This is a genomic window from Brenneria sp. L3-3C-1, from assembly GCF_016456245.1.
In the GTDB taxonomy this organism is placed as follows: domain Bacteria; phylum Pseudomonadota; class Gammaproteobacteria; order Enterobacterales; family Enterobacteriaceae; genus Brenneria.
The window spans coordinates 1,084,010-1,096,793 of record NZ_JAEMHF010000001.1 but is presented as its reverse complement, the minus strand read 5'-3'; the positions used below and the strand labels follow the sequence as shown (position 1 = coordinate 1,096,793).

General features: G+C 54.6%; 11 protein-coding genes. 6 read left to right on the top strand and 5 right to left on the bottom strand.

Annotated elements, in window-relative coordinates; translation table 11 throughout:
* Nucleotides 1–17: 17 nt before the first annotated feature.
* The 3 genes from JG725_RS04905 (at nucleotide 18) to pbpG (ending at nucleotide 2,214) form a co-directional block, all read left to right on the top strand.
* The gene (locus JG725_RS04905; RefSeq protein WP_172289146.1) at nucleotides 18–356 is read left to right on the top strand and encodes an FMN-binding protein; all 339 of its coding nucleotides are present in this window, start codon (nucleotides 18–20) and stop codon (nucleotides 354–356) included.
* 390 nt (nucleotides 357–746) lie between these two features.
* Nucleotides 747–1,133, top strand: coding sequence for a hypothetical protein (locus JG725_RS04900; protein WP_199376896.1), 387 nt, complete (start codon nucleotides 747–749; stop codon nucleotides 1,131–1,133).
* Nucleotides 1,134–1,269: 136 nt separating this feature from the next.
* The gene (pbpG, locus tag JG725_RS04895) at nucleotides 1,270–2,214 is read left to right on the top strand and encodes a D-alanyl-D-alanine endopeptidase (RefSeq protein ID WP_199376895.1); all 945 of its coding nucleotides are present in this window, start codon (nucleotides 1,270–1,272) and stop codon (nucleotides 2,212–2,214) included.
* Between the two features lie 84 nt (nucleotides 2,215–2,298).
* On the opposite strand, the gene JG725_RS04890 is transcribed toward pbpG, so the two are convergent.
* The 5 genes from JG725_RS04890 to JG725_RS04870 all read right to left on the bottom strand — a co-directional run bounded on the left by JG725_RS04890 (nucleotide 2,299) and on the right by JG725_RS04870 (nucleotide 7,711).
* Nucleotides 2,299–2,985 (bottom strand): glutathione S-transferase family protein, encoded by a 687-nt coding sequence (locus JG725_RS04890; RefSeq protein ID WP_199376893.1) that lies wholly within the window; start codon nucleotides 2,983–2,985, stop codon nucleotides 2,299–2,301.
* Nucleotides 2,986–3,120: 135 nt separating this feature from the next.
* The gene (locus JG725_RS04885) at nucleotides 3,121–3,891 is read right to left on the bottom strand and encodes a DeoR/GlpR family DNA-binding transcription regulator (RefSeq protein WP_172289150.1); all 771 of its coding nucleotides are present in this window, start codon (nucleotides 3,889–3,891) and stop codon (nucleotides 3,121–3,123) included.
* Between the two features lie 37 nt (nucleotides 3,892–3,928).
* Nucleotides 3,929–5,575, bottom strand: a complete 1,647-nt coding sequence (locus JG725_RS04880) for an ABC transporter permease subunit (protein WP_172289151.1) — start codon at nucleotides 5,573–5,575, stop codon at nucleotides 3,929–3,931.
* Nucleotides 5,572–6,582: an ABC transporter ATP-binding protein gene (locus JG725_RS04875; protein WP_172289152.1), complete on the bottom strand. Its 1,011-nt coding sequence runs from the start codon at nucleotides 6,580–6,582 to the stop codon at nucleotides 5,572–5,574. Before JG725_RS04875 ends, JG725_RS04880 begins: the two co-directional genes overlap by 4 nt.
* 112 nt (nucleotides 6,583–6,694) lie before the next feature.
* Nucleotides 6,695–7,711 carry an ABC transporter substrate-binding protein gene (locus JG725_RS04870; protein ID WP_199376891.1) on the bottom strand — a complete coding sequence of 339 codons (1,017 nt, stop codon included), beginning with the start codon at nucleotides 7,709–7,711 and terminating at the stop codon, nucleotides 6,695–6,697.
* Nucleotides 7,712–8,128: 417 nt separating this feature from the next.
* On the opposite strand from JG725_RS04870, the gene JG725_RS04865 reads away from it, so the two are divergent.
* From JG725_RS04865 to idi, 3 genes are all read left to right on the top strand, one after another.
* Nucleotides 8,129–9,469: an aspartate aminotransferase family protein gene (locus JG725_RS04865; protein WP_199376889.1), complete on the top strand. Its 1,341-nt coding sequence runs from the start codon at nucleotides 8,129–8,131 to the stop codon at nucleotides 9,467–9,469.
* Nucleotides 9,470–9,849: 380 nt separating this feature from the next.
* Nucleotides 9,850–12,156, top strand: a complete 2,307-nt coding sequence (gene bglX / locus JG725_RS04860) for a beta-glucosidase BglX (protein WP_199376887.1) — start codon at nucleotides 9,850–9,852, stop codon at nucleotides 12,154–12,156.
* Nucleotides 12,157–12,231: 75 nt separating this feature from the next.
* Nucleotides 12,232–12,774 (top strand): isopentenyl-diphosphate Delta-isomerase, encoded by a 543-nt coding sequence (gene idi, locus JG725_RS04855; protein WP_199376885.1) that lies wholly within the window; start codon nucleotides 12,232–12,234, stop codon nucleotides 12,772–12,774.
* Nucleotides 12,775–12,784: the final 10 nt, after the last annotated feature.

Below are 12,784 nucleotides of genomic sequence, written 5' to 3'. Positions count from 1 at the left end.
TAACTTATGGGAAAACTATGAAAAAATTCATTCCGGCCGTGCTGGCCACATTGGCTCTTTCGTTTTCTTTTGCCGCCTCCGCCCAGTATAAAGACGGCACATATACGGGCAAAGCACCGGGAAAAGAAGGGGACGTTGAAGTTTCCGTAAGCATTGAAGGTGGAAAAATCACCAATGCTGAAGTGACCCAACACGAAGATACCGAAGCGCTGATGATGGGGGTCATTGATAATGTGGTGCCTGAACTGATTGAAACGCAGGATCCTGACAAGGTGGACGCCGTAACCGGGGCGACGCTGTCGAGTCAGGGGGTAATTAACGCGGTAAAACAGGCATTGGAGCAAGCAAAGAACTGATAGTGATATAAGCCCCGCCCGTCTGCGATAATGTTTTATCACAGACGGGCGGGAACGAATCGCGATCCGCGTCCTGATTGCGGGCGGTTCTTCACGGGATTATGCTGCTGGGTATCCCGCGGCGGAACACACACCGATCATCATGGAAAATTTGCTTATTACCCTTCGCCATACGCCCCCGTGGGTATGGATTGTGCTGGCGTATCTGATCTATACCCAATAGATTTCGAGATGCAGGAAGGCGGCAACCGAGTGAATCCCCAGGAGCTTACTCAAGTAAGTGACTGGGGTGAATGAGGGCAGCCAACGCACCTGCAACTTGAAAGATGACGGGTATATGCCGGAATAAAAGCCTGCCGGCCGCTGCGGCAATCCCCACGACATCTGCTGTTGCTTCCGCTTATTTTTCTGTGCTGGGGTATCGCTGCTATTTTATCTACTTTGGTGCTGCGTAACGCGGCGGTCGTCGGCTTTTTGCTGGCCTTGACGGTCGGACTGTGTCTGGGGTGGCAACTGGGAAAAAACGCGGGAACGTACCGGGCCGACATACAGTGTTTTGAGCGTACCGGATCGTCCGTGCCGCTGGTATTAATGTTGTTGACCTTTGGCCTGCGGTTCTATTTTGCTGTGCAACTGGCCTGGTTTCCCGCGCTGGCGAATAGCGCTATATTTTGTACGCTGGCCGGCGCCGCCGGGGGGATAACCACCGGGATATTTAGCGGCATCAGCCTCCATTTGTTAAACCAGATGCGCGGCGTAGCGGGGCGTCATCGTTAACTGGCGGAGCCAGCGGGCTTGTCAAACTTTGTCACAAAGGTTTTTCTGATGCGCGAGTGCACAGGGATTGGCGGTAAATTATAATGCGTCTCCTATCTCTTTTCATTTAACAGCGTGCTGTTTAAGTCGTCGAATAATGAGTGAAAAATTTAAACTTTCTTTGCTTGGACTGTTGCTGTGCACGTCTGCGTTGGCTGTCCCGCAGGCAATGGCGAAAACCGCTGTCAAATCAGCGGTTGCCGCACATCAGGAAATTGCTTCCGGCAGTGCGATGGTGGTGGATTTACGCGACGACCATGTCCTCTATTCCAGTAACCCGGATGTGGTTGTGCCTATCGCGTCCGTTACCAAACTGATGACGGCGTTGGTGGTGCTGGATGCCAATCTGCCATTGGATGAAATGCTTTCTATTGACATCAGTCAGACGAAGGAAATGGCCGGAGTTTATTCACGGGTGCGGCTGAATAGTGAAATCAGCCGTCAGGATATGTTGCTGCTGGCGCTGATGTCATCGGAGAACCGTGCCGCCGCCAGCCTTGCCCACCATTATCCCGGCGGCTATCAGGCATTTATTGCCGCCATGAACGCCAAAGCCCGCGCATTGGGCATGAGGCATACGCGTTATGTCGAGCCGACCGGGCTGTCTATCAACAACGTTTCGACCGCGCGTGATCTCACCAAGCTGCTTATCGCCAGTAAACAGTATCCGTTGCTCAGCCAGCTCAGCACCACGCATGAAAAAATGGTGACGTTTTCCCGTCCGGCGTACAGCCTGCCGTTCCGTAACACCAACCATCTGGTTTATAAGCCTGACTGGAATATTCAACTAACCAAAACCGGCTTCACTAATCAGGCCGGGCATTGTCTGGTGATGCGTACTGTTATTAATCAGCGCCCGGTGGCGTTGGTGGTGCTGGATGCGTTTGGCAAATACACCCATTTTGCCGATGCCAATCGCCTGCGTAAATGGATGGAAACCGGTAAAATCAGCGCGGTGCCCGCCGTCGCATTAAGCTACAAAAAACAAAAGGCGCTGGCTTCGCAGCAGCCTCAGAGCATGGCGAGCGCGGGGATAGAGTAACCGGCCTGGGCGGGCGTTTAAATTTTTTGCCATCGGTCGGCTTAAAAAATTATGCTGAGGAACAAGAGCCAGTATTAAGCAGAGTCAGCCGCCGGCTCGTAAATCCTCGATAATTTCCCCGGCGCCGGCGACATCATCTTCATGTTCCTGTTCGCGCCAGGTCTCCGCCAGCGCGTCTTTCAGCCATGCTTGCATGGCGGGTTGCGATAACAGATGCTCGCAATAAGCGCTCACCTGCGGCGCAACCGGCAACTGATAAGTGTTGATGCGGAACACCACCGGCGCAAAGAAAGCATCGGCCGCTGAAAAGTTTTTCCCCGCCAGAAAAGGGCCGCCAAATCGCGTCAACCCTTCCTGCCACAGTTCGTTGATGCGTTGCAGATCATGGCTTAACGCCGGGGGAATGGCGTTTATTCTGACCTTGACGCCGCAGCTCATAGCGCAATGATTGCGCAGCGCCGTGAAGCCGGAATGCATTTCCGCCGCGGCGCACCGCGCCCAGGCGCGAGCTTTGGCATCGGCGGGCCAGACGGCGTTATGCCGCTCGGCAAGGTATTCGGTAATCGCCAGCGAATCCCAGACGGTGGTATCGCCATCGATCAAACAGGGAACTTTTGCTGAAGGAGAAAAGGCTTTAAATGCCGGATTCGCGCCGGCGGAAACGAAAGCCACCTGTTTTTCTTCAAACGGAATGGACAGCGCTTTTAGCAGCACCCACGGACGCAACGACCAGGACGAATAATTTTTATTGGCGATATACAGCTGATACATGTCTTATGCTCCTTGTGCAAACAGAGCATTAGCATTAGCACGAAAAATGCCGGAAATCATCTAGGCGTTTAATTCGGTGAACGATATCAGACACGCCGGGTACAACGCTGTACCCGGCGCCGATGCGTAACGGCATCAGGCGATAATGGTCTGTCGGCATTGCGACTGAAGCGACGATAAATCCGCTTTATCGGCCGCCGCCGCATCGGTGATAATGACGTCGATCTCGGCCAGGGTGGCGTAGATAACCCGGCTGGTGATCCCGATCTTGCTGTGATCGGCCAGGATAATCCGGGTTTTGGCATGTTGCACCATCGCGCCGGCCACGGCCGCCTCGTGATGCGCGAAGCTGCTGGCGCCTGACTGGCTGGCGATCCCCACCGGTGACAATAGCGCGACATCGGCACGATAACGCTGAAGTTCGCTAATGGTTAAGTCTCCGCTGGTTGCCTGCACCGACGGCCCCATATGCCCCCCCAGCAAAATCACCTCATGATGCAGCGTGGTTTCCGTCGCCGTAAGCTTAAGCGCCACATTCAGGCTGTTGGTGATCACCGTCATTCCCGGCATCGACAACAGCTCGTCAGCCAGCAGCGAAGTGGTGCTGCCCGCATCGATAAACAGCGTCTGCCCGGCTTTTAGCTGCTGTACCGCCGCGCGGGCGATGGCCTGTTTCTCTTTTTCACGTACCGTATTGCGAACGGATAACGGCGCTTCCGGCTCCAGCGTCGTCGCCACAATTCCGCCGTGAACGCGGCGTAATGCGCCTATCGCTTCCAGCTTCAGAATATCCCGCCGCACGGTCTCTCTCGATACGCCGAGGTGCTGAATGATTTTCTCCGTGCTGACCCGGTTTAACGTGGACAAAAGGGCACGGATACGATGTAAGCGCGTTTCTTCTAGCATGAATATACGTTCTCAGGATTAACGGATCGGACGGCGGCTACTCTCGCTTTCCCGTCAGGGTATGGAGCAACAGCGCCATTATAGCCACAATCCCCATGATGCATGTAGAAAAGGCCGCGGCCTGCGAAGTGAAACCCGCCTCATCCAGCCGCATAACGGTAACCGCGCCCAGCGGCAGAGAGGGCGTGACCAGAAAGATAACCGCCGACAGCGTCACCATTGAACGCATGAATAAGAACATCGCGACGGAAATCAGCGTGATACGCATGGCGGGAAGATAAACGTCGCGTAAGATCCTGGCGATGCCGCCCCCCAGCACCGTGGTGGCATCCTCCATGGCGCTGGGTACGTTGCGCATTCCCATCATCATCGTGGTGTAGCCCTGCGTGTGATAATGGTAGTAATTGCATAACGCCAGCAGAATGGCCGAACCATATAGCATCCCCCACGGGAGGGTGGCGCTATTGAAGGTAAACACATAGGACAGACCGAGCACCAAACCGGGAACGCCCACCGGTAATGCGCTAAGCAAGGCCGCGATGGTTGCTCCTTTGCCCGGACTGCGGCGAATGCCGAAGGTTAGCAGGAACAGCAGCGTGGTGCCGATAATGGCCGCCAGCGCCGAGATCCAGATCGACGTCCATAAAGGGGCATAACCGCCGGCAAGATCGATATCATAGTGTCTGAGCGTTAAGTCCAGCCGGTAAGGCCAAAGCCTGATCATGCTGGCGATAATCACGGTGACGATCACGGTGACAATACTGAGCGCGATGGTCATCGTCGCCAGATAAAAGGGAATATCCCGCGCGGGCAGCGCCTGCGGCACATGGCGCATGGCCGAATGCGTGCCGATCATACTCTGGCGGCGGGATGCGGCCCGTTCGATCCAAATCGACGCCGCGGCGGGCAGCAACAGTAAAATGCCTACCACCGCGCCCATACCAAACTTCATCTGTCCGCTGACCTGGCTATAAATTTCGGTCGCCAACACGGAAAAATTGCCGCCAATCACAATGGCGTTGCCGAAATCGGTAATGGTAATGGTGAACACCACAAACGCGGCGCTCAATAGCCCGTAACGTACGCCGGGCAAGGTAATATCAAGAAATTGCCGCCAGTCGGTGGCGCCCAGCACGTTAGCGGCTTCGTATTGACGGGCATCACTGTGCCGCAACGTTACGCGGATAATTAAAATCGCTTGCGGCAGGGCATAGAGCACGTTGGCGATTAATAATCCCCAAAAGCCGTAAATATCCAGGCGCACCCCCAGCATATTACCGACGATGCCGTTGCGGCCCAGCAGAAAAATCAATCCCAGGCCCAAGACCAGAGAGGGCGCCAGCACCGGCAATGATGTCGCAAAGGAGATAAAGCGCTTGGCCGGCATGGCGGTAAACTCCAGGCCATAGGCGACGATAAAACCCAGCAGGAGCGTCAATAGGGTGGTGACCACGCCTAATATCAGGCTGTTCAGCGTGGCGCGCCAAATACCGGGGGAGTCAAGGAGCGCCAGATAATTCGACAGACCGAACGCGCCGGTCCGATCGTCAAGCAGGCTGTGCCATACGATGCTCAGCATCGGCACGCCGAAAAAGGCGACCAGCGCCGCCAACGGCAGCCAGAGGCAGAGACGCGATAGCCAGCGATCGGCGGTAGTTTGCGGGGGGAGAAGGGATAGACTCATGCTTGTACCCAGGCACAATCTTGTGCGGCAATAGAAATATGAACGTTCTCGCCCGGTATCCAGTTTATCGCGCTGCCGGTTTCGACCAGCAACGGCTGCTGTTTCCACAGCACCTGCACCCGTTGAATGCTTCCCAGAAAACTGGCATTGATAATCCGGCCTTCCGCTCCCGCCTGTTTATGCAAGGTAATGCGTTCCGGGCGGATAAATAGCTCCGCATTGTCGGGCAGGGATGCGGCCTGCTCGGCGTGCAGAAGTTCCGGCATCCATTCACGCACCACCGGTTTCGGCAATAAGTTGCTGTGTCCCATAAATTCGGCGACAAAACGGGAGCGGGGGCTGGTGTAAAGCTCTCTTGGCGTGCCTTCCTGCATAATGCGGCCACCGTGCATACAGACGATTTTGTCTGCCATGCTCATCGCTTCTTCCTGATCGTGAGTCACCATCAGCGTCGGGATCCCCAGCCGTTGCTGCACTTCACGTAACTCCTGCCGCAACCCGGCGCGAACCCGGGCATCCAGCGCCGAGAGCGGTTCATCCAGCAGCAACAGCGAGGGATTGACCGCCAGGGCGCGGGCGATAGCCACCCGCTGCTGCTGGCCGCCGGAAAGCTGGTTTGGATAGCGATCGCCGAATCCGCTCAGGTGAACGGTATCCAGCAGGCCGTTTACCCGCTCCTGCATGTCGGCGTCGGGCGTGTTGCGGATCTTCAGACCATAACCGATGTTTTGCGCGATAGTCATATGCGGAAACAGCGAATAGGATTGGAAAACAATCCCGAAGCCTCTGTCACGCGCCGGGACATTCACCAGATCCCGTCCGTCGAGAGTGATTTTCCCCCCGTCGCTGCTGAGCAAACCGGCGATAATGCGTAACAGCGTCGTTTTGCCGCAGCCGCTCGGGCCGAGCAGACAGACAAATTCGGCGTTATCGATCGCCAGGTTGATACGATCAAGCGCGACGTAGCCATCAAAGCTTTTATGAAGATTCTGAATAACCAGAGCCATGATATTTACCTCTTATTACCACGGGGTCAGACGTCGGCGTCTGATGGTTTTTTTGGGCCAATAGCGTTTATGCGTATCGTTGCATCGAAAATAATTTTTTACGATCGACCTGTTAGCGACCGATGGTTTTTTGCCATTGGCTCAGGATCGTATCGCGTTCCTCGGCGCTTTTACTAAAGTCGACGGGATACAATACGGTCGACAGATCGCCCGGCAATCCGGCCATTTTGGCCGCATTCGCCTGCTCAACGCCGGGAATGGTGACGATCTCTTTATATTTGGTATACAGCGCGGCCGCATTGTCGGAGAGGGTCCAATCCAGAAAACGCTGGGCGTCCGGCTTATTTTTTGCGGCGGCCATCAGACCGGAGGCTTCCAGCTCATAGCCGGCGCCATCGTTGGGGATCACCATTTTTACCGGGTATCCCTCTTCAATCGATTGCATGGCGGCGAAGGCCAGCGACACGCCAATCGCAAATTCGCCGGTGCGGGCGGCTTTACAAGGGCGGGAGCCGGATTTGGTATATTGGGCGATATTGCCATCCAGCGTTTTTAAGAACGCCCATCCCTGATCGTCGCCTTTTGACTGCAACAGCGCCGCAATTTGCAGATAGCCGGTACCGGAGGACACCGGGTTCGGCATGACAATCTCGCCTTTATATACCGGGTTGGTTAAATCCTGCCAGGAGGCGGGAACCGGCAGGTTCTTGGCTTTCAGCGCTTCCGTATTGACGCAGAAGGCCGCCATATATCCGGTGGCGGCAAACCACTTATCGTCAGGCGCGCGGTAGGTATCCGCCAGCTTATCGGCGCCTTTGGCGGCATAAGGTTCTAAAAGCGCGGAGATCCGCTTGTCCATCACATTGGTCAGCGCCCATCCCCAGAGAACGTCATGCTGTGGATTTTTGGCTTCGGCCAGAATGCGCGGACCCAGATCGCCGGTCGATAAACGCAGGACATTCACCGTCAGATCCGGCATATCTTTTTTGGCCTGAGCGATATAGTCCTTGATTTCGTCTTCCTCCAGTGAGGTATATACGGTAATCGTGCCGGCCTGGGCGGCGGAGACAAGCGTGGATACGGCGAGTGCGGCTATCAGACTGGTGCGGCGAAATGAAAAAGTGTTCATGAACGATCCCCTTACGGTTGCAGAAAATATCGACACAATTACGGTGCAAATCTGAAGCAATCTGTTTGGTGTTTTTTGCGCACCACGCTTATTTGTGCATTTTTTTGCTATTGTGTGGTTTCTAGCACTAAACATGCCATTTTCAGGTGATATCGCTATTTTTACTTTTATCCCTTTTAATACAGTTAATTAAAATATTTTCGCGATCGGGTGCCGGTTACTTACCTGTCGTCATTGAAGAATTTCGCGGTCTTTTTACTCATTCCTTGCTCTTTTTTGGTGTTTTTTGTGCTCTAAAAAAGTGCATTTTTTTGTATTTGTGTATTTTGTTGCTTTTGGTGTATGGTGACATTCAGCCTCAGACCGCCCCCGGTTTTCCGGCCTTGGTCTTAATTGATTATTTACACTGGAGTCATCATGGCGACACGCTCAACCATTATGGATACCAACAGTTTTCGTGCGGAACACGCCGACGCGTTGGATAAGGATGTTCGCAAACTCACTGATAAGCGCAGTAAAGTGCTTGGCGAATCCTATCGTTTGTTTTATCGCAACCCAGTGCATTTAGTCCGCGGCAAGGGGCAATATCTTTGGGATGCGGCGGGTGAAAAATATCTTGATGTGTATAACAATGTGGCCAGCATCGGCCATTGCCATCCGGCGGTGATTGAAGCGGTACACCAACAAATGAGTCTGCTGAACACCCACACCCGCTATTTGCATGAGCGCATTCTGGATTACTCCGTCGATTTGCTGACGACTGTGCCGGATGAAATCAATAAAGCGATGTATATGTGTACCGGCTCAGAGGCTAATGATCTGGCAATCCGCGTGGCAAGAGCCTACAGCGGCGGCACCGGCATTATTGTGAGTCAGGAGGCCTATCACGGCACCAGCGAACTGACCTCCGGGGCGTCGCCGGCGTTGGGCAGCGGACAACCGCTGGCTTCGACCACGCGTTTGGTGCCGTCTCCCGATCGCTACCGGGTCAAGGCGCTGGATCTGGGCGTCTGGTTTGCCAATGAGATCCAAAAACAAATTGACGATATGTCGGCAAACGGCATTAAGTTCGCCGGGTTTCTGGCGGACTCGATTTTCTCATCGGATGGCGTACTGCCGGGGCCGGCAGGCTATCTGCAACCTGCCATCGATGTCGTGCATGCGAATGGCGGGATTTTTATTGCCGATGAGGTTCAACCGGGGTTTGCCCGCACCGGTGAAAGTTTCTGGGGATTCGGTCGTCATAATATCGTGCCGGACGTTGTGACGCTGGGAAAACCGATGGGCAACGGCATTCCCATCTCCGCGCTGCTGGCAAAAGCGGAGGTATTGGCCGCTTTCAGTGATGAAATTCCCTATTTTAATACCTTTGGCGGCAACCCGGTTTCCATCGCTGCCGCCCAGGCGGTTTTAAGCGTGATTAGAGAGGAAAATTTACAGGAACATAGCCTGATCGTCGGAGAAAAGTTACGCCGCGAGCTGGGATATCTGGCGCAGCGACACGAGTGTGTCGGTGATGTGCGTGGGGCGGGACTGTTTATCGGGTTTGAACTGGTCGGCGATCGTGAAGCCAAAACGCCGGATAAGGCATTGGCGCTGGACGTCATTGAGCGGCTGCGCGCCGAGCGGGTGCTCACCTCGGTCGCCGGGCCATATGGCAACGTGCTGAAGCTGCGTCCTCCGCTGGCTTTTCAGGAACAGGATATTGATTGGCTGGTTGGGGCATTGGATAAAGCGTTAAGCCGCATTGCTTCCTGAAGACCTTTTGTCTTTTCCTTTATGACGACGCCGGCGATCATCCGGCGTTTCAATTCTGACCAACGGACAGGCATGTATTCCGCATAATTCCGCCATGTCTGAATTCACCGCAGTGTCGGCCGACGTAGGTCAGCGGGAGGAATATTTTTATTCTGCGCAACGCCTCGCATTATTCTTACAGTTTTTATTCAATGAAATGTAAAGAAATACACTATGATTACGCGCGGTGTATCTAAGTGCGTTGGCGTTGTCGGTGAGTGCCGGATTCGGCGGTCTTCATCCTGCCAGAGGTTATGGCGCAACGGCTGATTTATCTACAAACCTATCTTGAGCATCAGTGACCTGTCCTGATGCCGGGATTGACGAGATCTGTATAAAGAATGAAATGGCTTACTTCACTGACTATTGCAATTGGACTTGCCTGTAGCCCGATATCGGCTGAGGAAATCCTGTCTCCGCCATCATCTGTTACACCGTCACATCAACAGCGTGATGCTTTTGTCTCTGATTTAATGAAAAAAATGACGCTGAACGAAAAAATCGGGCAGCTCAGATTAATCAGCGTCGGGGCGGATAATCCCAAAGAAGCCATTCGTGAAATGATCAGGAACGGTCAGGTCGGGGCGATTTTTAATACGGTCACGCGGCCTGATATCCGGGCGATGCAGGATCAGGTGATGCAGCTTAGCCGTCTGAAAATTCCCTTGTTTTTTGCCTACGATGTGCTGCACGGTCAGCGCACCATTTTTCCTATCGCGCTGGGGCTGGCATCCAGTTGGGATATGGACGCTATCGCCTTAAGCGGACGTATTGCGGCCTATGAGGCCACGGAAGACGGCCTGAATATGACCTGGGCGCCGATGGTCGATATTACCCGCGATCCGCGTTGGGGTCGTGTTTCTGAAGGTTTCGGCGAAGACACCTGGTTAACCAGCAAGATAGCCGGAGTGGTGGTAAAAGCCTTTCAGGGCGACGACGTGACGGCGCGTCATTCGCTGATGACCAGCGTAAAGCACTACGCGCTTTACGGGGCGGTCGAAGGCGGGCGTGATTACAACACCGTGGATATGAGTCCTCAACGCATGTTTCAGGATTATATGCCGCCCTACAAAGCCGCGATTGATGCCGGCAGCGGCGGGGTGATGGTGGCGCTGAATTCGATTAACGGCACGCCCGCCACGGCCAATGGCTGGTTGCTGAAAGAGATTTTGCGCGACCAGTGGCGGTTTAAAGGGATAACCATTACCGACCACGGCGCGATTAAGGAACTGATTAAGCATGGCGTGGCCGACAACCCGCGCGATGCTTCCCGGCTGGCGTTAAAATCCGGCGTCGGCATGAGCATGAGCGATGAATACTTCATCCGGTATTTGCCGGAGCTGGTAAAAAGCGGCGCGGTGAGCGAGCAGGAAATCGATGACGCCTGCCGCCAGGTGCTTAACGTAAAGTATGACATGGGGCTGTTTCAGGATCCCTACCGTCATTTGGGGCCGGCGGGCTCCGATCCGGCGGATACCAATGCGGAAAGCCGTTTGCATCGTATAGAAGCGCGTGAAGTGGCGCGTAAAAGCCTGGTGTTGCTGAAAAATCGGTTGCAAACGTTGCCGCTGAAAAAACAGGGGACGATTGCCGTCGTCGGGCCGCTGGCCGACAGCAAACGCGATACCATGGGAAGCTGGTCTGCGGCCGGAGTGACAAAACAGACGATTACGGTTTATCAGGGCATCAAGAATGCGGTGGGCGACAACGCCGCCATTCTGTATGCCAAAGGCGCCAATATCAGCAATCATCAGGGGATTATTGATTTCCTGAATCTGTATGAAGAGGCGGTTCAGATCGATAAACGTTCGCCGCAGGCGATGATTGACGAAGCGGTGCGGGCGGCGAAGCAGGCTGATGTGGTGGTGGCCGTGGTGGGTGAAGCGGCCGGTATGGCGCATGAGGCCTCAAGCCGTTCCAATATCGATTTGCCGCAAAGCCAACGAGACCTGATTACGGCGCTGAAAGCCACGGGTAAACCGCTGGTTCTGGTGCTGATGAATGGCCGTCCGCTGGCGTTGGTGCGTGAGGATCAACAGGCGGACGCGCTGCTGGAAACCTGGTTCAGCGGAACGGAAGGGGGCAATGCCATCGCCGACGTTCTGTTCGGCGACTATAACCCGTCCGGCAAGTTGCCGATGTCCTTTCCGCGATCGGTCGGCCAAATCCCGATCTATTACAACCATCTGCCGTCCGGCCGGCCATACACGCCGGAAAATCCGGGCAAATACACCTCGCATTATTATGACGAAGCCAATGGCCCGCTCTATCCGTTTGGCTACGGCCTGAGCTATACCACCTTCAGCGTATCGGACGTCCGCTTATCCAGCCGGACGATGCCGCGCAACGGAACGGTGACGGCCAGCGTAACGGTCAAAAACACCGGCGCACGGGCCGGCGAAACCGTGGTGCAGATGTATTTGCATGACGTGGTGGCCTCTGTCAGCCGTCCGGTGAAAGAGTTGCGTGGTTTCCAAAAACTGATGCTGCAACCGGGAGAATCACGCACCGTCAGTTTCCTTATCGATCAGGACGCGCTGAAATTCTACAATGCCCGTATGCAGCAGGTGGTTGAGCCAGGTAAATATGAGGTATTTATCGGGCAGGATTCACAGCGTGTTAAAAATCAGAGTTTCATTATGCTATAACGCGTAGCGTACTGCCGCCGATGCGCTGTCGGCGGCAGGTTTGTCGCCGCTTAGGGTAATCTCAGAGGAGGACGTATGCCGTTGACGGAAGTCATTCTGGTTGATCAAAACGACAGGCCGACTGGCGTTATGGAAAAACAGAAAGCGCATGAAAAAGGCGAATTACATCGGGCAATCACCGTTTATATCTTCAATTCACAGCAGCAGCTATTGTTGCAGCAGCGCGCCGAGGCGAAGTATCACAGCGGAGGGCTTTGGAGCAATACCTGTTGCAGCCATCCGGCACCCGGCGAGGATACGCTCCAGGCCGCACACCGCCGGCTGTATCAGGAAATGGGGTTACGCTGTGCGCTTACGCCCATGTTTACTCTGACCTATCGGCTGCCGTTGCATAATGGCCTTATCGAGCATGAGTTGGGGCACGTCTATTTCGGCATAACCGATGATGTTCCGCAGATTAATCCGGACGAGGCGGCAGGGTATCAGTACCAGTCGCTGGAACAGATCGCACAGCGTATGGCGACGTCGCCGGAAGCGTTTACCTCCTGGTTTAGGCTGACATTCTCCCGTATTCCGGCTTACTGGGCGCAATTTTATGCCGCGCGGCATGAGGGATAACCGGCCCGGC